Genomic DNA, 18,440 nt, shown 5'->3' on the forward strand with positions numbered 1-18,440 from the left:
GGAGCGCAGCGGCTCCGGCTCATGTCGGCGGGCCCGGTCAGGACCGGACGGCGTCCCTCGGCAGCGGGACCAGCGCCTGCCCGACCCGTTCCACGAGCAACGCCATCTCGTAGCCGACCTGGCCCACGTCGCAGCTGCGCGCCGCGAGCACGGCCATCGACGAGCCGTCGCTGATGGACATCAGGAACAGGTAGCCGCTGTCCATCTCGATCACGGTCTGCAGCACCCCGCCGGCGCTGAACATGCGCGCCGCGCCCTCGGTCAGGCTCACCACGCCGGAGGTGATCGCGGCAAGCTGGTCGGCCCGGTCCCCCGGCAGATCCCGGGAGGAGGCGAGCAGCAGCCCGTCCGCGGAGACCGCCACCACGTGGGCGATGCCCGCCACGCTGTCGGCGAAGTTGGTGAGAAGCCAACCCATGTCCTGCATGGCCGCCGGCCTGTTCATCGGTTCGTCTCCTTGGTCGAGGTGCTGTTCAGGTCGGCGCCGGCCGTACGGCCCCGCTGGACGCCACGGTGGTAGGCGGAGAGCAGCCCCCGGACCTCGTCCGGCGTGCGCCGGCTGCGGTCCCGGCCGCTCTTCGGCTCTATCCCACCAGGCACGAGCTGGGCCTGCGGCACCCGCTTGGGCAGGCCGGAACGGGTGGTGCCGCCGGTGGTGGGCTCCGCGGCCCGGCTGGCCCGCGTCCAGCCCTCGTCGGCCGCCGTACGCCAGGCGCTCGGGTCGATGGCGGGAGCAGGCTCGGCGGCGGGTGGCGGCGCCGGGGCGGCCGGTGGCGGCGCCGCGGCGACCGTGGGCGGCGAAGCGACGGCGGGCGACGACGGGGCGGCGTCCGCGGGTGACGCGGACGGCACGGCCGGTGCGTGGTACGCGGCCGGCGTGCTCAGCCCCGACGCCTGGGCGCCCGGGGTACGGGTGGGCAGGGGCGGGCGAGCCGACGCCGCGGGCGGCGGCACGGCCGGCTGGGCCGGCGCGGGCGGCTCGTCGAAGGTGGGCCGAGTGAAGATCGTGGTCTCGTCCTCTCCGTGCGAACGGAACCAGACCGCCTCCATCTCCCGGAATATCGGGGCCTCGGCCCGCTGCTCGGGACGGGCCACCACGGGCGTCGCCGGGGTGGTCTCCACCGCCGGCGCCGCGGCGAGCGGCTGGTAGGCCGGAGGTGCGACCGGCTGGGCGGCCTCGACGCCCGGCGACCGCTTGGGCAGCGGGTCCAGCGCCGGGTACGCCACCGTCGGCCCGCCGGCCGACCAGCCCGCCCCGGAGACCGGGGCCGGCGTTGCCGGAGGCGCCGGGACCGCCGGCAACGTGCCGGTCGCCCCGCCCAGCTGTACGGCGGGAGTGGTGTCCCGCGCCTCGGCGGGCGCCTGCCACCTGGCGGGCGGGGCGGTGGTCGCCCCGCGCCACCCGTCGGCGAGCGTCGCGGTGGCGGCGCCCCGGCCGGCGCCGGCAAGCGCGTCGGCGACGCCGACCTGGCTCAGCGGTGACTGCTCGACGGCCAGCGGCTGGCGCGGCCGGGTCAGCGGGGCCTGACCACGGTTGGCCGGCAGCACCACTGTCGAGTTCGGCAGCGTGACCTGGGCGACAGTGCCGCCCTCGACGTTGCGGCGCAGCTCGACCCGGATCCCGTACCGGGAGGCGAGCCGGCTCACCACGGCCAGACCCATCAGCCGGAACGCTGCCACGTCGACGGTCGGCGGCGCGGCCAGTCGCCGGTTGAGCGAGTCGAGCTGTTCGTCGCTGAGGCCGAGCCCCCGGTCCTCGATCTGGATCAGCACGTAGTCGCGGATCCGGCGGCCGTCGGCCACCACCGAGGTGTTCGGCGGCGAGAACCGGGTGGCGTTGTCGAGCAGCTCGGCGACCAGCCGGACGACGTCGTTGACGGCGTGGGCGGCCACCGAGATGTCGGTGTCGACGGTGCCGAACTCGATCCGGTTGTAGAGCTCCACCTCGGACTGCGCGGCGCGCAGCACGTCGACCAGGAGCGCGTCGTCGCGACGCGGCACCGCCGAGTCGGCGCCGGCGAGCACCAGCAGGTTCTCGTCGTTGCGGCGCATCCGGGTGGCCAGGTGGTCCAGCTCGAACAGCTGCGCGAGACGCTTCGGGTCCTCCTCGGACCGCTCGATCGCGTCCAGCTCGCCGATCATGCGGTCGACCAGGCTCTGCGAGCGGCGGGCCAGGTTGAGGAACATCGCCGAGACGCTCGTGCGCAGCGCGGCCTGCTCGGCCGCCACCCGCACCGCCTCCCGGTGGACCACGTTGAAGGCGACGGCCACCTGGCCGACCTCGTCGCGGTTGGTCAGCTTGATCGGGTCCCGGACCTGCTGGACGATCTCGTCCACGCCGCCGTCGCCGATGGCGTTGACGTTCTGCAGCCGGCTCACCGCGTCCGGCAGGTCGTGGTTCGCCACCGCGAGCGCGCCCTCACGCAGCCGGCGCAGCGAGTCGTTCAGCGACCGGGCGAGCACCACGGCGAGCGTCACCGCGACGGCCAGCGTGATCAGCACCAGCAGGCCCTCCACGACCGCCTGCTGGATCACGTCGGCGCGTACCTCGTCGGCGTCGGCGAGCAGGTCGTCCAGGAGCTGGATCTCCGCCCACCGCATCAGCTCGTCGACCGCGCCGATGGCGTCGGACGCCTCCTGGCGGGTGACGAGCGCGGGACGCCCGACCGAGCGGGACAGGTCGGCGGCGACCCGGTCGGCGAGCTGGACGGCGTCACCGGACACGGTGCGGTCCACCAGGGCCCGCTGGGCCGGCGTCGCGGACCGGGAGAACGTGAGCAGCGCCTCCTGCTGACCGGTCAGGGTGGCCACGAAGGAGGAGAACTGCTCCTCGTCGATCCGGCCGGCGCCGAGCGCGGTGAAGGCGACCGCCTGCTCCTCGGCCACCTCGGCCTTGGCGTGGGCGAACGCGGCCACCGCGCGGCGGGCGTCGGCCAGGCTCTCCGCGCCCGGCTGCTGGGCCAGCGCGTCGCTGTACGCGACCAGGTCGTCCAGGACGATGCCGTAGCGCAGGCTGGCCTCGGCCACCGGCATCTGCGACCGGTCCAGCACCTCCTGGCGCGTGCCGTTCAGCGTGGACAGGTGGGCGTCGATGACCTTGAGCTGGCTGCTCACAGCGCCCGGCACGTCGCCGAGGCGGCGCCGCTCCTCCTGGTACGCCGCGATCCGCTCGTCGGTCTGGCGCACCCGCAGGTTGTACGCGTCCGGCTTCTCGTCCGGCTTGGCCAGGAAGACCGCCGCGGCCATCCGCTCCTTGTGGAGGTCCTGGGTGAGCGCCGAGATGTCGACCGACACGGCCGTCAGCGACCGGACCCGGTCCGCCTCGTACGCGCCCTGACCCACCGAGACGAGTCGGATAGTTGCCAGTGCGATGACAGCCGCGACCGGAACGACCAGGATGAGGGCGAGTTTCGAGCGGATCCGCGCGTCGCGCAGCCTCGGCAGGCGCCGTCGCCGGTTCCGCTGTTCGGCGTTGGGGCTCCCGGGCAGGGTCGTAGGTCCGGTGCTCACGACATCGCCTCCGTCGTTTCTTCCACGCGCGACCCACTGACCCGTGCCTGGTGCAGCGGCCAGCGCCACGCGCGGCACGGCCGCGATTTCATCAGACGAGATCGTGTTTGGGAAGCCGCAGGGAGGCAGGAAACGGTCGGGGTCGGCGCAACCCGTGATCCGATCACCTAATACCTTCTTTTCTCCAACCCCCTGATCAGGGGATGTCACTCCAGAGTGGTCACACGCTTCTGTGCAGTAATTGTCAGTTAATGTTCCGTGTCCCCAGCATGTGGGATGGCTGTCCCGAAACARCACTCGAGATCCCGGCTTGACCACAGGCCCCGGCATTGGCAAGGTTTTGCAGGCTTCGCGCACACCGTACGGCACACCAATCCCGTTCCTCCACTGAGGACGGACTAGCGGCGGTGATCGGGCGTCGGCCCGCGCCGCACCTGGAGGACTGAGTTGAGCCCCATCCGCTCCGCGAGCATCGCGGCGCTCGCATCGGCCGTGCTGGCCACCACGCTCACCGGCTGCGGGATCGGCGGGGAACCGCAGGACACCAGCCCCATCGTCATCGCCGCCGACCTGGAACTCTCCGGCGCGTCGGCGCCGGTCGGCAAGGTGTACCAGCGGGCGCTGGAACTGAAGGTCGAGCAGTTGAACTCGTCCGGTGCGCTGGGCGGCCGGAAGATCGATCTGCGGGTCAAGGACAACCGCTCCGACGCTGCGGAGTCCTTGCGGAACATCAATGATTTCAGCGGCGACTCACGGGTGAGCGCCGTCATCATGGGCGGCTGCAACGAATGCGCGGTGGGCGCGGCCCGCACCATCGGCGAGAAGCGCATTCCGACGATCGCACTGGCCTCCTCGAGCGCGGTCACCGAACCGGTGGGCGAACGGCGATATGTCTTCAGGCTCGCCCCGAACGCCGCCGACAGCGCCGCCGCGCTCGCCACCGAACTGGACCGGCGCGACATCCGCAAGGTCGCGCTGCTGCACAGCGCCGACGGTTACGGCCAGGAAGGGCTCACCGCGCTGCGCCGGGAACTGGAAAAGACCACCGTGCGGCTGGTCGGCAACGAATCGGTGCGGCTCACCGACACCGAGGTCGGCACGCAGGTCAACGAATTGATCGCCGCCAAGCCGCAGGCCCTGATCCTCTGGACCACGCCGGAGCAGGCGACGCTGGCCGCGACCACGGCCCGGCAGAGCAAGTTCCGCGGGTCGCTGTTCTTCGACGCCGCGGCCGCCGGCGACCTCTTCCTGGGCCCGTCGGCCCGCTCCACCGAAGAGGCCACGCTGATCTTCACGCAGACCATGGTGATCGACGACGTGATCGCCACCACACCGGCCAAGGCGGCGCGCCGGCAGTGGTTCCAGGAGTACACCGCCCGCTTCGGCGGCTACAACGGCTTCTCCTCGTTCGCGGCCGACGCGGTCCAGCTGATCGTGGACGCCGAGCAGCGCGCCGGTGGCGAACCGGGCACTGTCGACCGGGACGCGCTGCGCGACGTGCTGGAGACCTCGCAGCTGGACGGGCTGTCCGGGCCGATCCGGATGACGCCGGACAACCACTCCGGGTTGATGCCGCAGGCGTTGACGACGCTGGTGGCGCGTGGTGGGCGTTGGCGGCTCGCCGGTTAGTCACTGTTGGGGCGTGGCCCCACCGCAACCGGCTCCGGGCGGTCAGGCTTGATCCCTGCGCCGGTTGCGGTGGGGCCACGCCTGTCGTGGTCGGCCGCCATCCGTGGGTTGAGGTTTCCTTCTGGGTTCTCGGCCGACGTCGGGTTACCTGGTTGTGGTCAGCGGGCTGAGGTGGTGGCCTTCACCCAGGGCAGGGCCAGGCGCTCGACGAGGCTGAGGGCGGCGTAGAGCGCGATGCTCATCAGGGCCACCAGCACGATCGCCGCCCAGGCGGTGGCGGTGTCGCCGACGCCGTTGTACTGCAGGATCTGGTAGCCCAGACCGGGACGGTCCGAGTAGAACTCGCCGATCACCGCGCCGATCGCGGCCAGCGGCATGGCCACCTTGAGCCCGACGAAGATCTGCGGCAGCGCGGACGGGAAGCGCACCTTGCGGAACGACTGCCACCACGAGGCGTTCAGCGACCGGCTCAGCTCCGCCAGGTCCGCCGGCGTGGTGGTCAGGCCGGTGGCGGTGGAGAGCACGATCGGGAAGAAGCAGAGCAGGAACACCATGGTCAGAATGGGTTTCTGACCCCAGCCGACGGCCACCACCAGCAGCGGCCCGAACGCGATCTTCGGGACCGCGTTCACGGCCACCAGCAACGGCGCGAACATCCGCTCGACCCGGCGGGACGCGGCCAGCGCCATCCCGATCAGCACCCCGGCGGCCGACGAGAGCAGGAAGCCGAGCACTGTCATCCAGGTGGTGATGCCCAACGCGGGCAGCAGCACGTCGGTGGCGTTCGCGAGGGACTCCCCCACCGCCTGCGGCGGCGGCAGCGCGGCCGGGTGCACCAGGTTCAGCCCCGAGGTGACCAGCCACCAGCCGGCCACCGCGATCACCAGGCCGAGCGCCGGCAGCCCGACCGCAGCCGGACGCTCGGCGAACCCCCGCCGGACCGCCGGGCGCGGCTGCGGCGCCTCCGGCCGGGCCTCGGTCAACTGTGTCAACGTGTCCTCCTCTCTGCGCCGGTCGGTGCGACCGGCACGGGAAGGGGGTGCGCCCCGCCGGGTGTCCGGCGGGGCGCACCCCCGTTGGCCCGAGCGGACCGGTCAGGCCTTCGGCGCGAGGTCGAAGTCGATGATCTGGTCCGGGGTGAGGTCCTGCTTGAGCGCGCCCGCGCCCTTCAGCAGGGCGATGCTCTTGGCCACCCGGCCACTGTCCAGCGTGCCGATCGCGGTGCCGGAGTTGCTCGACCGGACGTACGCGGCCATCAGCTGAAGCTCGGCGGAGGCCGCGGCCGGGACGGCGGCCGGCACGTTCTTCTTCAGGATCTCGGCGGCCTCGTCCGGGTTCGCCAGCGAGTACTCCAGGCCCTTGAGCAGCGCGGCGGTGAACTTCTTCACCATCTCCGGCTTCTCCTTGGCGAGCTTCGTGGAAGTGATCAGCGCGTTGCCGTAGAGGTCCTGCATCACGTTGCTGTACGGCAGGATGACCGGCTTCTTCTTGGTCACCGTCTCCACCGTCGGCTGGCCGACGACGAACTGGCCGATGCCGTCCACCGAGCCGGAGCCGAGCATCGGCATCAGGCTCTGCGCCTCACCGTTGACCCAGGTCACCTTGCTGCCGTCGATGCCGGCGAGCCGCGCGTACGTGGGGAAGAGGTTGCGCACGACGGAGGAGGGGGTGTCCGCGAGCTTCTTGCCCTCGAGGTCCTTCGGGGTGGCGATGTTCTTGCCCTCGACCGTGACGATCGCGGCCATGGTGCGCTGCTGGATCGCGGCCACCGCCACGAAGTCCTTCGCCAGGCCGTTGCCGAGCTGGAGGATGCCACCGGTCAGGTCGATCGGGCCGAACTGGGCCTGCCCGCCGGTGATGGTCTGGATGACGGAGCCGGTGCCCTGGCCGGGCTTGATGTCGACGTCGAAACCGGCCTCCTTGAAGAAGCCCTTGTCCTTCGCCACCCAGGCGTAGGAGTCACGGCCGAAGTTGCCGAACGAGGTGAGGTACGTCACCTTTTCCAGCGCGCCGCCGTTTCCGCCGCCGCTCTCGGACTTGTCCGAGTCGCTGCTGCAGCCGCCCACGAGGGCGAGGGCGGTAGCCAGAGCCGCGGCGGCGACCGTACGGGTCAGCCTTCTCATCAGTGCACCATGTCCTTTCCGACCAGGACTTTCTCGCCGGTCGGGTCGTGGGTCCGACGGGGCCGGCAGGAGGGTTGGGCCGACTGGACCGTCGTGAGGGGACTCTTCGCGCGCAACAGCGTACGAGAAGGCGGATGGTGTGCCCCCTCCGTCCCGGTTGCGGAACGGAAACGAAGTTGCGTGACGGAAAGCGGACTGACGTCCACCCCGGACAGTGCTATAAGCACCGTCCGCTACGCTAGCCCGGCTCGCATTCGGACGACGTGGAAGGGAGCCGGCGGAAGATGATCCGACTGTCCGGGGTGTCCCGCACCTTCGACGGCCGATCCGGGCAGGTGGAGGCGCTGCGCGGCATCGACCTCGACGTCGCCGAGGGCGAGTTCGTCGCCGTACTCGGCCGGTCCGGCTGTGGCAAGTCCACGCTCCTGCGCATGATCGCCGGCCTGCTCCCGGTCAGCGGCGGCGAGATCACCGTGGCCGGTACGCCGATCACGAAGCCCCGCCGCGACGTGGCCATGCTGTTCCAGCGGCCGGCCCTGCTGCCCTGGCGCACGGTGCTGGACAACGTGCTGCTGCCGGTGGAGATCTTCGGCTGGCGCCGGGCCGAGCACCGCGACCGCGCCCGCCAGCTGCTGGAGATGGCCGGGCTGGGCGGCTTCGAGAAGCGGCTCCCGCACGAGCTGTCCGGCGGCATGCAGCAGCGCGTCTCGCTCTGCCGGTCGCTCATCGGCTCACCCCGGGTGATGCTCATGGACGAGCCGTTCTCCGCGCTCGACGCGCTCACCCGCGAGGAGCTCTCCGGCGAACTCCAGCGGGTGCACATGGAGACGAAGGCCACCATCGTCTTCGTCACCCACTCGATCGACGAGGCAGTGCTGCTCGCCGACCGGGTCGTCGTGCTCAGCCCGCGCCCCGGCCGGATCCGCGAGGTGGTCGAGGTGAACATCCCCCGGCCCCGCACGCTCGGCCGGCACGAGCACCTGGCCGACGTCGCGCGGATCAGCGCCGAACTGCACGAACTGCTGATGGAGCGGGACGCCCCGGGCGTACCCGCGGCGGGAGGACGGTGACCATGCGGGTATCGGTCTTCACCGAACCCCACCGCGGAGCGGACTACGACGACCAGCTCCGGTTCGCCCGGCTGGTCGAGGAGACCGGCTTCGAGGGCTTCTTCCGGGCCGACCACTACCGGGCGATGGGGGACGAGCCGGCGCTGCCCGGCCCCACCGACGCCTGGCTGACGCTCGCCGCGCTGGCCCGGGAGACCTCCCGGATCCGGCTCGGCACCCTCGTCACGTCCGCCACGTTCCGGCTCCCCGGCCCGCTGGCGGTCATGGTCGCCCAGGTCGACCGGATGAGCGGCGGCCGGGTCGAGCTGGGCATCGGCGCCGGCTGGTACGAGCGCGAGCACACCGCGTACGGCATCCCGTTCCCGCCCGTCGCCGAGCGCTTCGACCGGCTCGCCGAGCAGCTGGAGATCGTCACCGGCCTGTGGCGCACCCCGGCCGACGAGACGTACAGCTTCACCGGTGAGCACTACCGGCTGGCCGACGCGCCGGCCCTGCCCAAGCCGGTGCAGCAGCCCGGCCCGCCGGTGATCGTCGGCGGCCGTGGACCGAAGCGCACGCCCGAGCTGGCCGCACGCTACGCCGACGAGTTCAACATGCCGTTCAAGAGCGTGGCCGAGACCGCCTCCGCGTACGACCGGGTCCGGGAGGCGTGCGACCGCACCGGCCGGGACGCCTCCGGCCAGGCCCCGCTGACGCTCTCCGCCGGCATCGTCGTGGCGATCGGGCGCACCGACGCCGAGGCGCAGCGCCGGGCCGCCCCGCTGCACGTCACCAGCGCGCTGCCGCCGGAGGACCCGGTGGTCGGCTCCCCCGCCCAGCTCGTCGAGCGGATCGGCGAGTTCGCCGCGATCGGGGCCACCCGGGTGCACCTGCGCCTGATCGACTTCGACGACCTCGACCACGTGGAGCTCATCGCCGCCGAGGTGCTCCCCCAACTGGACGGACCGCGATGACCGAACTCTCCGCCGACCTCGAACTCGGCCCGGTGGGCCAGGAGATCGTGTACGAGAACGACCGGGTACGGGTCTGGCACATCCGGCTGGAGCCGGGTGAGCGGCAGCCGCTGCACCGCCACGACCACCCGTACCTGGTGGTGGCGGTCCAGGGCGCGAAGAACGTGGTGCAGACGATCGACGGCACCACCATCGACGCCGACGAGCCGACCGGCGGCGTCGTCTACCGGGATCCGGGCGCGGTGCACATGCTGACCAACGTCGGCGACACCACCTACCTCGCCCGCCTGGTCGAGCTGAAGTAGCCACGCCGGCAGGTTCGCCGCGCCGCGCGGCGGCAAGGTGGCGATCGGGGGCACCGGGCCGTAACGTGCCCGACATGGCCTTTCGGACGTGGGGCAGGCTGCTGCTCACGGCGCTCGGGGTGAGCGTGCTGGCCGGGGCCGGCCAGTTGGGGATCGCGTACGGCTTCGGAGTCGTACGCCTCGACGGCGCGTTCGTGGACGTCTCGGTCAACCGGTGGCCCGCCCAGCTCGTCTGGGTGGGCTGGTTCGCCGCTGTCGCCACGGTCGCCGGAGCCGTCCTCACCGAGCGCTTCGCCCGCCGCGACGACAGTCCCGGCGGCACCACCGAACTGCTCTCCATCGCCGGCGTCAGCGCGCTGGGCGCGACGGTGGTCGCCCCGCTGTGCATGCAACCGGCCCGCGCGGCCGAGCTGGGCGGATCCGTCGACCCGGTCTGGGCCGCAGGCATCTGCGCCGCCCTCGGCGCGGTGGTCGGAGCGGGCGCCGCGATCGCCGTCCTGCTCAAGCCGCCGTTCGGCTGGGGCGTGGCGGTCACCGCCGGGATCGTCTGGCTGATGGCGCTGCTCTCAGTCGCGCCCACGATCGTGTCCAGCCGGCCGCTGGCCACGGTACGGCTCGGCGTCCTCGAACCCTCCTGGCTGGATCCGGAGGCGGCGCAACGCCTGTCCATGCTGCTGCTGCCGGTGCTCACGCTGCTGGCCGGCGGGGCGGTCGGCGTGCTCGCCCGCCGGGCCGAATGGCCGCCGCTGGTGGGCGGCGCGGCCGGGGCGGCCGGCCCGGTGCTCGTCGCGTTCGCCTACCTGACCGCCGGTCCCGGCTCGGCCACCGACCGCTACCAGGTCGCGCCCTACTACGGCGCGCTGATCGCCGTGATCGCCGGTGCGCTCGGCTCGACCGCCACCACAGTGCTGCCCCGGCCGGTCACCGCCATCGGTGACCCCGACGCCGTCGAGGCCACCGACATCCTCGCGCCGCTGCCGCACTCGTCCACTCCGGGCGTCCCGGCCGCCCCGCCCGCGCCTCCGGTGACGAGCGGCGCCGCCGCGCCGGCGCACTGGAACTGGCCGGAGCCCGGCGGCTCGGCCACGGCGACGGCTCCGGCCGGTACCGATCTTCCCGCCGCCGGCCGGCCGGCCCTCGCGGATCGGCCCGCCGTCGATCAGCCGGCCGTTGCGGAACGGCCGGCGGGTGAGCGCCCGGCCGTCGCCGACACGGGCCACGGCCAGCCCATGCCGGGTCTGCTGCCCCCGGGGCGCCGGACCTCGGCCATCGACGTCCTCGCCGCGGGCCGCCCCGACCCGGTCCCGGTCCCGGGTCCAGGTACGGACATGGGCACGGGTCCGGGCACGGACATGGGCACCGCCCACGCGGGCGGCACCGGCGAGGCGGTCATGACGGACCGCGCAGGCACCGCCGACCGGGCCGTTGCCGGTTCCGAACCTGCCGATGCAACGTCCGGGCAGGCGACCGGCGTCCCGGACAGCGAGGCCGCCTCAGGCACCGGCTCGGCAGCCGGCACGGACGATGCCGCACCGGAACCGCCCCAGGAAGCGGCGGCGACCACGCCACGGGTGACCCGGCCGCGCCGTACCCGCGCCAGCCGGTCCAGCGGCACCACCGACGGATCGACGTCACCCGCCGACGCCACAGCACCCCGCCCAGCGGATGCCGCCTCCCCGAGCGCCGCTGCGGGCACCACCTCGGAAGCCACGTCACCGGCCACCGGCGGCACCGCCGAGGGCCACGTTCCCGGCCCGCGTACTGACAGCGGCGCGCTCGCCGGACCGGTCACGGCCGACGCGGACAGCGACACCCCCGCCGCGCCACCGGCCGAGGCCACCGGAGACACCGGCGCCACGGGCCGCTCCACCCGCTCCCGGCGCCCCCGCGCCCCGAAGGCCGGACCGCGTGCCACCGGCCCGGCCTCCCCCGGCTCCGGCCCGGCCGACGTCGCGCCGACGCCGCCGATCGAGCAGGCCGACGCCAGGTCGACGACGCCGAGCAGCCCGGCTCCCCGCACCGATGCACCCACGGGGGATGTCGCACCGACCGGGCGTCCCGGACGCAATTTCTTCTTCGACGACCCGGCGCCGACCCCGTCGTCCCGGCCCCGGTTCCCGATGTTCGAGGACGTCACCGGAGCGCCCGGCGAGGTACGCCCGGCCTGGCCGATCACCCCGGCGGCCCGCCCGCACCGCGCCACCACCGAACCGGACGCACCGGCCCGGGACGACGCGGAGGCGTCCGCCCCGGCCGAGCCGGCGCCGCGCCCCCGCCACCGTGGCCTGCCCGAGCCGGGCGCGAGCACCGGATGGGACGCGCTCGCCACGAACGCCCGCCCGGCGGGGCCGCTCGCCCGGCCGGAGGCGGGGAGACCTGTCGCCCGGCCCGAGGCGGCGACCGCCGCACCGGGCGAGGCGGGTGCCGCGCTGCCCGAGGCCGCCGCCGCGGAGACGGAGGCGGACTCCCGGCGCGGGCGGCACGCCGAACCGGACGACGCCGACGCGTCCGGCGGGAAGCCGAAGACCCGGCGCGGCCTGTTCCGGCGCAACCGGGCCAAGGGCGACCCGGAGCCGACCGACCGTACGGCCGAGCCGGGTGCCGAGGCCGACGACGAGTACGTGGACTGGGTCGCCGGTCTCGCCTCGGACGACAACGCCGACGACGCCCGCTCGCTGCGTACCGGGCGGCACCACCGCGAGTGAACGGCGGCCCGGGGGCGGGCCGGAAGCGACCCGCCCCCGGCCTCGCTCACGCCAGCGGCAGGTAGACCCGTGACCCGGAGGCGACGAACTCCTCCGACTTGCCGCGCATGCCCCGCGCCGCGTAGTCCTTCAACTCCTGCGTGATCTTCATGGAGCAGAACTTCGGCCCGCACATCGAGCAGAAGTGCGCGGTCTTGGCGGGCTCGGCGGGCAGCGTCGCGTCGTGGTACGCCCGCGCGGTCTCCGGGTCCAGCGCCAGGTTGAACTGGTCTTCCCAGCGGAACTCGAACCGGGCCTTGGAGAGCGCGTCGTCCCACGCCTGCGCGCCGGGGTGCCCCTTGGCCAGGTCGGCCGCGTGCGCGGCGATCTTGTACGCGATCACGCCCGCCTTCACGTCGTCGCGGTCGGGCAGCCCGAGGTGCTCCTTCGGGGTGACGTAGCAGAGCATGGCGGTGCCGAACATGCCGATCATCGCCGCGCCGATCGCCGAGGTGATGTGGTCGTACGCGGGCGCGACGTCGGTGGTCAGCGGCCCGAGCGTGTAGAACGGCGCCTCGTGGCACCACTCCTGCTGGAGGTCCACGTTCTCCTTGATCTTGTGCATCGGCACGTGCCCGGGGCCCTCGATCATCACCTGGACGTCGTACTCCCAGGCGATCTTCGTCAGTTCGCCGAGCGTGCGCAGCTCGGCGAACTGCGCCTCGTCGTTGGCGTCCGCGATGGAACCGGGGCGCAGCCCGTCACCGAGGGAGAACGTCACGTCGTACTTCGCGAGCAGCGAACACAGCTCCCGGAAGTTGGTGTAGAGGAAGTTCTCCTCGTGGTGCGCCAGGCACCAGGCCGCCATGATCGAGCCACCCCGGGACACGATGCCCGTCACCCGGTCCACCGCCAGCGGCACGTACGGCAGCAGCACCCCGGCGTGTACGGTCATGTAGTCGACGCCCTGCTCCGCCTGCTCGATGACGGTCTCGCGGAACACCTCCCAGCTGAGCTTCACCGGGTCACCGCCGACCTTCTCCAGCGCCTGGTAGATCGGCACCGTGCCGATCGGCACCGGCGCGTTCCGCACGATCGCCTCGCGCGTCTCGTGAATACGCTTGCCGGTGGACAGGTCCATCACGGTGTCCGCGCCCCACCGCGTGGCCCAGGTCAGCTTCTCCACCTCCTCGGCCACCGACGAGGTGACAGCCGAGGTGCCGATGTTCGCGTTGACCTTCACCAGGAACGCCTTGCCGATGATCGCCGGCTCGCACTCCGGGTGGTTCACGTTCAGCGGCAGCACGGCCCGACCGGCCGCGATCTCGTCCCGCACGAACTCCGGCGACACCGACTCCCGGATCGCCACGAACTCCATCTCCGGCGTGACGATCCCGGCCCGCGCGTACGCGAGCTGAGTCGGACGGGTTCCGGCCAGCGGCGTGCCGGCACCGCGTACCGGGGCGACGTCGCCGCGCTCGGCGATCCACGGCCCGCGCAGCGCGGGCAGCCCCACCTCCGGGTCGGAGCCGGGACCGGAGGTGTCGTAGAGCCGTACCGGTGGGTTGTCCCCGGTCAGCGGCACCTCGGCGAACGGCACCCGGATGTCCGGGCGTGACCCTTCCACGTACACCTTGCGACGTGCCTGCATGACAGCCTCCCTGTCGCTCATGCGGACCAGCCGAAGTGGTCCAGCGGGCCGCGTCCCGCGCCCAGCTCCCAGGTCCGCGCGCCGGTCAGCGCGCGGGTGACGTACTCCTTGGCGGCCGCCACCGCGACCGGCACCGCGTCACCCGCGGCGAGCCGGACCGCGACGGCGGCCGAGAACGAACAGCCGGTGCCGTGGTTGTGCCGGGTGTCCACCCGGGGCGCGCGCAGCAGCCGAGTGGTTCCGCCGCCCGACAGCACGTCCACCGACTCGCCGTCGGCGTCCACGTCACCGCCGGTCACCACCACGAACGCCGGTCCGCGCGCCGCCAGCGCCTCGGCCGCCGCCACCATTTCCTCGACCGTGCCCACCGGGCCTCCGGTGAGGGCCGCGGCCTCCGCGCAGTTCGGCGTCGCCACTTCCGCGTACGGCAGGAGCCGCTCGACCGCCTCCACCACGCCGAGCCGGTGCCCACTGGTGGCGACCAGCACCGGGTCGACGACCAGGTGTGGCAGCCGCCCGGCCCGGGCCGCCTCGGCCACCGCGTCGGCGACCGCCGGGGTGCCGAGCATGCCGCTCTTCACGGCCCGCACGTCGAAGTCGCCGAGCACGCTGTCCATCTGGTCGCGCACCGTCTGCGGGGGCAGCGGCAGGACGGCGTCCACGCCCCTGGTGCTCTGCGCGGTGACAGCGGTGAGCACGCTCGTGCCGTACGCGCCGAGCGCGGCGAACGTCTTGAGGTCGGCCTGAATGCCGGCGCCTGCTCCGGAGTCGGAGCCGGCGATCGTGAGGACTGTTCTCGGCTTCACTGGTCTTCTCCGGTGGTTTGACGGCTGCGGCCGACAGTGGTTGCGGTTCGGGGCTGCGGCCGACCGTGCCCACTCCGGGCGGTCAGGCTTGATCCCTCCGTGGGCACGGTCGGCCGCAGCCCTGTCGCGTGCGGGCTTGCGTCGGATCGCGCGGGGTGGGTGCGCGCCAAGTGGGTGGCCGCCTCCTGGAAGGCTCTGCCCAGCGTGGTGGCGGTTTCTCTCGGGTCGTCCGCGCGCATGATCGCGCCCAGCACGGCTACTCCGGCGGCGCCCGCCTCGACGCATGCGTGGACCTGGTCCGGGTTCTCGATGCCGCCCAGCGCGAGGACGGGCACGGGGCTGACCGCGATCAGCTCGCTCAATCCGCCCGGTCCCAACACAGGGCCGTAGCCGGGTTTTGTCTTTGTCTCGTAGAGCGGGGACAGGGTGGCGTAGTGCTCGGTGGTGAGGCGGGCCAGCTCGGCGGTGTCGTGGCAGGAGCGGCCGACCAGGCCGACGGCGGGCGGCGGGTACGGGCCGGCAGCCGGTAGGTGCACCGCGTCCCCGTCGAGTGGGTCGGGTCCGGCGACGACGAGCGTGCCGCCCGCGTCGGCGAGGATCGCGCGCAGGTCGACGGCGAGCGCGAGGCGTTCGGCGCGCGGCAGGTCCTTTTCCCGCAGCACCACCCACCGCACTCCCCCACCCACGGCAGCCGCCACCACGTCGACGAGCGCCCCCCGGGCCACCCGCCGATCGGTCAGCAGCACGACCCCGCTCGGCCCGCCCTGGATCTTGGTACGCGGCCGCCCCTCGGGGGGCGCCTCCGTACCAAGATCCGCTACGCGTGAGGCGGTCACAGGTCGGGCCGTCCCTCGTCGGGGGTGGACGGCAGGGCGTGGAAGCGGCGGGTGATGCGGCCCGCGCCGTACGCGAGGCGGCCGGCCTCGACCGCGTAGCGCATCGCCGTGGCCATCGCGACCGGGTCGGCGGCCCGGGTCACGGCGCTGGCGAGCAGCACCGCGTCGCAGCCCAGCTCCATGGCGAGGGCGGCGTCGGAGGCGGTGCCGATGCCCGCGTCGAGCACCACCGGCACGTCGACCGCCTGTCGGATCAGCCGGATGTGGTGCGGGTTGCCGATGCCCAGCCCGGAGCCGATCGGCGACCCGGCCGGCATCACCGCCGCGCAGCCCACGTCGGCCAGCCGCCGCGCGAGCACCGGATCGTCCGACGTGTACGGCAGCACGGTGAACCCGTCCGCGACCAGCTCCTCGGCGGCGCGCAACAGCTCCACCCCGTCGGGCAGGAGCGTGCGCTCGTCGCCGATCACCTCAAGCTTCACCCAGTCGGTGTCGAACGCCTCCCGGGCCAGGTGCGCCGTCTTCACCGCCTCCACCGCGGTACGGCAGCCGGCGGTGTTCGGCAGCAGCCGTACGCCGCACCGCTCCACCAGGTCGAGCAGGCCACCCGACCCGCCGGGCGTGGTGTCGACCCGGCGCAGCGCCAGCGTCACCAGCTCGGTGCCGGACGCGCGGATCGCCGCCTCCAGCACGTGCAGGTTCGCCGCGCCACCGGTGCCGAGGATGAGCCGGGAGCCGAACCCGACCCCGCCGATCTCAAGCGTGGACATCCTGCTCACCCGCCCTGGGTGGCGCTGAGCACCTCGACCCGGTCGCCGTCGCGCAGGACGCTCGCCGACCAGCCGCCGCGCGGCACCACCTCGCCGTTCACCGCCACGGCGAGCCCGCGCTCCCGGTCGGTGACGGTGCGGACCACCTCGGCGACGGTGACGCCCTCGGGCAGCGTCCGGCCGGTGCCGTTGACGATCAGTTCCACGTGCGCTCCTTCCCGAAGCGGTCCGGGGTGAAGGGGGCGAGCGCGGGATCCGGCTCGCCGGTGACGATCAGCTCGGTGACCAGGTCGGCGGTGACCGGGGTGAGCACGATGCCGTGCCGGTGATGTCCGGTCGCGGCGAGCACACCCGGCTGCCCGGGCAGCGGCCCGATGATCGGCGCGTTGTCCGGCGTACCGGGGCGCAGCCCGGCGACTGCCTCCACCAGCTCGTACTCGACGAGTTCCGGCACCAGCTCCGTGGCGGCGCGCAGCAGTGTCAGCACGCCACCGGCGGTGACAGCGGTGTCCGCGCGCTCCTCGACCGTCGCCCCGACCACGACCTCGCCGCTGTCCCGGGGCACCAGGTAGACCGGCTCGCTGTCCGCGTACCCCCGGATCACGTGCCGGAAGCCCGGCGGACCGCCGCCCGGCGCGCGCAGCCGCAGCACCTGGCCCTTCACCGGGCGGACCGGCAGGCCGGTCAGCGCCGCCGCGCCGCAGCCGGCCGCGACCACTGTGACCCGCGCGTCCACCTCGGACAGCGCGCCGACGCGCGCCGGGCGCAGCTCCACGCCGGCGCGTTCCGCGGCCGTGCGCAACGCGGCGACCAGCCGCCGCGGGTCGACCTGGTGATCACCGGGGGCCACCGCGCCGCCGCGCACGCGCGGCGCCAACGCCGGCTCGCGGTTGCGCAGCTCCGACGGGCGCAGCGGCGTGATCGGCAGTTCCAGGCCCTGCTGGTACGACCACAGCCGCCTCGCCTCGGCCAGGTCGTCGGCGGTGAGCCCGACGACGAGCGTGCCCTCGGTGCGGTAGCCGATGTCGACGCCGCTCGCCTCGGCCAGCTCGGTCGCGAAACCGGGCCAGCGGGCGGCGGACTCGACGAGCAGCGCGGTGAGTTCGTGCTCACCGAAGTACGCCTCGGCGACCGGCGACAGCATCCCGGCGGCCACCGACGACGCGCCCGACCCGGGCCGGTCGTCGTGCACCACCACGCGCAGTCCACGTTGCGCGCACCGCCACGCGATCGCCCACCCGACAGGCCCGCCCCCCACCACCGCCACGTCGTTAAGGAAGGGCCCCCTGTTAACGCCTCCGGTAGAGGAAGGGCCCCCTGTTAACACGTCAGGGCCCGCAGCAGCTCGGCGGTGGCGTGCGCGGGATCGGCTGCCCCGCTGAGCGCGCCGACCACCGCCACCCCGTACGCCCCGGCGGCCCGCAGCGCCGGCACGCTTGAGGCGGTCACCCCGCCGATCGCGATCACCGGCACGGTCACCGCTTCGGCGACCGCGCGTATCCCCTCGGGGCCGATCGGTTCCGGCAGGCCGAACTTGGTGGTGGTGACGTGGCACGGGCCCACGCCCAGGTAGCTCGCGCCCGCGTCCACCGCGGCCCGGGCGGTCACCGGTTCGCGGGCGGTCGCGCCGAGCACCGCGTCCGGGCCGAGCACCCGGCGCGCGGCACGCACCGGCAGGTCGTCCGCGCCGACGTGGCCACCGGCGGCGTCCACCGCGAGCGCCACGTGCAGCCGGTCGTTGACCAGGCACTGTGCGCCGTACGGCCGGCAGGCGTCGACCACCAGCCGGGCCAGCTCGTACGCCTCCCGGTCGGTGGCGTCGTCCTCCACGCGCACCTGCACGACGAGGTCTGCGCCCGCCACGGGCAGTGCGGCACGCAGCACGGCGAGCGGGTCACGCCCCGGCCGGGTGTCGGTGATGAGATGCAGTCGTCCCAGGGACAGCACGGCAACGCTCCTCCCTGCGCCGGCATTACCCGGATCAGGTTCGACGGTCGGGGGCTCCCAGCCCCCCTCTCAGCCCGGTCCGCACCGGGCTCCCGTGGGTCACTTGCGGCCTACCGTACGACGCCTCCCGCCCGTACGGAAGCCCGGGTGAGGTTT

16 protein-coding genes and 1 riboswitch are annotated in these 18,440 nt (G+C 73.5%); of the genes, 5 read left to right on the forward strand and 11 right to left on the reverse strand.

The window, feature by feature from the left end; genetic code table 11:
• Positions 1-37 precede the first annotated feature (37 nt).
• Together A8711_RS09090 and A8711_RS09095 are read right to left on the reverse strand one after the other, a co-directional pair.
• A complete protein-coding gene (locus A8711_RS09090) occupies positions 38-445 on the reverse strand; it encodes a roadblock/LC7 domain-containing protein (RefSeq protein WP_013288588.1) in 408 nt (135 codons plus the stop codon).
• Complete coding sequence (locus A8711_RS09095) at positions 442-3,510, reverse strand: nitrate- and nitrite sensing domain-containing protein (protein WP_069087950.1); 3,069 nt, start codon at positions 3,508-3,510, stop codon at positions 442-444. Before A8711_RS09095 ends, A8711_RS09090 begins: the two co-directional genes overlap by 4 nt.
• Positions 3,511-3,957: 447 nt before the next feature.
• Between A8711_RS09095 and A8711_RS09100 the strand changes: the two genes are divergently transcribed.
• Complete coding sequence (locus A8711_RS09100; protein WP_043328278.1) at positions 3,958-5,139, forward strand: ABC transporter substrate-binding protein; 1,182 nt, start codon at positions 3,958-3,960, stop codon at positions 5,137-5,139.
• A 158-nt stretch (positions 5,140-5,297) separates the two neighbouring features.
• Here the strand turns inward: A8711_RS09100 and A8711_RS09105 are convergent, their stop codons facing one another.
• Together A8711_RS09105 and A8711_RS09110 are read right to left on the reverse strand one after the other, a co-directional pair.
• Positions 5,298-6,131, reverse strand: coding sequence for an ABC transporter permease (locus A8711_RS09105; protein ID WP_043328276.1), 834 nt, complete (start codon positions 6,129-6,131; stop codon positions 5,298-5,300).
• Between the two features lie 102 nt (positions 6,132-6,233).
• On the reverse strand, positions 6,234-7,262 hold the full coding sequence (locus A8711_RS09110; RefSeq protein WP_043328275.1) for an ABC transporter substrate-binding protein: 1,029 nt from the start codon (positions 7,260-7,262) through the stop codon (positions 6,234-6,236).
• A gap of 284 nt (positions 7,263-7,546) precedes the next feature.
• Between A8711_RS09110 and A8711_RS09115 the strand changes: the two genes are divergently transcribed.
• From A8711_RS09115 to A8711_RS09130, 4 genes are all read left to right on the forward strand, one after another.
• On the forward strand, positions 7,547-8,332 hold the full coding sequence (locus tag A8711_RS09115; protein ID WP_069087951.1) for an ABC transporter ATP-binding protein: 786 nt from the start codon (positions 7,547-7,549) through the stop codon (positions 8,330-8,332).
• A gap of 2 nt (positions 8,333-8,334) precedes the next feature.
• On the forward strand, positions 8,335-9,285 hold the full coding sequence (locus A8711_RS09120; protein WP_069087952.1) for an LLM class F420-dependent oxidoreductase: 951 nt from the start codon (positions 8,335-8,337) through the stop codon (positions 9,283-9,285).
• Positions 9,282-9,590: a cupin gene (locus A8711_RS09125; protein WP_069087953.1), complete on the forward strand. Its 309-nt coding sequence runs from the start codon at positions 9,282-9,284 to the stop codon at positions 9,588-9,590. Before A8711_RS09120 ends, A8711_RS09125 begins: the two co-directional genes overlap by 4 nt.
• A 74-nt stretch (positions 9,591-9,664) precedes the next feature.
• Positions 9,665-12,295 (forward strand): hypothetical protein, encoded by a 2,631-nt coding sequence (locus tag A8711_RS09130; protein ID WP_069087954.1) that lies wholly within the window; start codon positions 9,665-9,667, stop codon positions 12,293-12,295.
• A gap of 46 nt (positions 12,296-12,341) precedes the next feature.
• Here A8711_RS09130 and thiC read toward each other — a convergent pair whose 3' ends face one another.
• The 7 genes from thiC to thiE all read right to left on the reverse strand — a co-directional run bounded on the left by thiC (position 12,342) and on the right by thiE (position 18,284).
• On the reverse strand, positions 12,342-13,925 hold the full coding sequence (gene thiC, locus A8711_RS09135; protein WP_083296965.1) for a phosphomethylpyrimidine synthase ThiC: 1,584 nt from the start codon (positions 13,923-13,925) through the stop codon (positions 12,342-12,344).
• Positions 13,926-13,942: 17 nt separating this feature from the next.
• On the reverse strand, positions 13,943-14,731 hold the full coding sequence (gene thiD, locus A8711_RS09140) for a bifunctional hydroxymethylpyrimidine kinase/phosphomethylpyrimidine kinase (RefSeq protein WP_069087956.1): 789 nt from the start codon (positions 14,729-14,731) through the stop codon (positions 13,943-13,945).
• Positions 14,728-15,501: a thiamine phosphate synthase gene (locus A8711_RS09145; RefSeq protein ID WP_083296967.1), complete on the reverse strand. Its 774-nt coding sequence runs from the start codon at positions 15,499-15,501 to the stop codon at positions 14,728-14,730. Before A8711_RS09145 ends, thiD begins: the two co-directional genes overlap by 4 nt.
• Before the next feature lie 62 nt (positions 15,502-15,563).
• Positions 15,564-16,337 (reverse strand): thiazole synthase, encoded by a 774-nt coding sequence (locus tag A8711_RS09150; protein WP_069087957.1) that lies wholly within the window; start codon positions 16,335-16,337, stop codon positions 15,564-15,566.
• 5 nt (positions 16,338-16,342) lie between these two features.
• Positions 16,343-16,543 (reverse strand): sulfur carrier protein ThiS, encoded by a 201-nt coding sequence (gene thiS / locus A8711_RS09155; protein ID WP_013288601.1) that lies wholly within the window; start codon positions 16,541-16,543, stop codon positions 16,343-16,345.
• Positions 16,534-17,664, reverse strand: coding sequence for a glycine oxidase ThiO (gene thiO / locus A8711_RS09160; protein ID WP_069087958.1), 1,131 nt, complete (start codon positions 17,662-17,664; stop codon positions 16,534-16,536). Before thiO ends, thiS begins: the two co-directional genes overlap by 10 nt.
• Complete coding sequence (gene thiE, locus A8711_RS09165; RefSeq protein WP_069087959.1) at positions 17,658-18,284, reverse strand: thiamine phosphate synthase; 627 nt, start codon at positions 18,282-18,284, stop codon at positions 17,658-17,660. The genes thiO and thiE overlap by 7 nt, the downstream gene beginning before the upstream one ends.
• Positions 18,279-18,390: riboswitch (TPP riboswitch) on the reverse strand. (Overlaps the previous gene by 6 nt.)
• Positions 18,391-18,440 lie beyond the last annotated feature (50 nt).

The sequence above is a fragment of the Micromonospora sp. II genome, assembly GCF_001709195.1.
GTDB lineage: Bacteria > Actinomycetota > Actinomycetes > Mycobacteriales > Micromonosporaceae > Micromonospora > Micromonospora chalcea.

What these genes read in the sequence shown, in the direction of transcription:
- A8711_RS09110 (WP_043328275.1), bottom strand. Translation starts at nt 7,262, where the DNA reads ATGAGAAGGCTGACCCGTACGGTCGCCGCCGCGGCTCTGGCTACCGCC.
- A8711_RS09115 (WP_069087951.1), top strand. Translation starts at nt 7,547, where the DNA reads ATGATCCGACTGTCCGGGGTGTCCCGCACCTTCGACGGCCGATCCGGG.
- A8711_RS09090 (WP_013288588.1), bottom strand. Translation starts at nt 445, where the DNA reads ATGAACAGGCCGGCGGCCATGCAGGACATGGGTTGGCTTCTCACCAAC.
- thiC (WP_083296965.1), bottom strand. Translation starts at nt 13,925, where the DNA reads ATGCAGGCACGTCGCAAGGTGTACGTGGAAGGGTCACGCCCGGACATC.
- A8711_RS09125 (WP_069087953.1), top strand. Translation starts at nt 9,282, where the DNA reads ATGACCGAACTCTCCGCCGACCTCGAACTCGGCCCGGTGGGCCAGGAG.
- A8711_RS09130 (WP_069087954.1), top strand. Translation starts at nt 9,665, where the DNA reads ATGGCCTTTCGGACGTGGGGCAGGCTGCTGCTCACGGCGCTCGGGGTG.
- A8711_RS09150 (WP_069087957.1), bottom strand. Translation starts at nt 16,337, where the DNA reads ATGTCCACGCTTGAGATCGGCGGGGTCGGGTTCGGCTCCCGGCTCATC.
- A8711_RS09120 (WP_069087952.1), top strand. Translation starts at nt 8,335, where the DNA reads ATGCGGGTATCGGTCTTCACCGAACCCCACCGCGGAGCGGACTACGAC.